The organism is Halomonas sp. ND22Bw (assembly GCF_003011945.1).
GTDB lineage: Bacteria > Pseudomonadota > Gammaproteobacteria > Pseudomonadales > Halomonadaceae > Halomonas > Halomonas halophila.
The window spans coordinates 1-240 of sequence record NZ_PXWD01001671.1 but is presented as its reverse complement, the minus strand read 5'-3'; the positions used below and the strand labels follow the sequence as shown (position 1 = coordinate 240).

The window sequence follows — 240 nt, the reverse complement described above, 5'->3', positions numbered from 1 at the left end:
TGCGGCCACGGCCCGTCGACGACCGGCACCGTCCCGAGCTCCTCGTCGTCCGTACCCAGTGCGGCCCCTGAGGACAACCCCGCCGGCGACATCCCCGACAACCAGGTGTACGTGACCTTCACCTCGCCCGACAATCTGTTCACCGTATCCGTTCCCGAGGGCTGGCCGCGGAGCACGATCGGCGCCGACACTGTCTTCTCGGACAAATTCAACTCCATCAGAGTCCAGACCACCGCCCGC

Annotated in this window: 1 protein-coding gene; it reads left to right on the top strand. The window is 66.7% G+C overall.

All coding sequences use genetic code 11. The annotated features are described in order from the left end of the window. The coding region (locus CVH10_RS27105) for a hypothetical protein (RefSeq protein WP_219925095.1) at window positions 1-240 on the top strand (240 nt) is incomplete at both ends.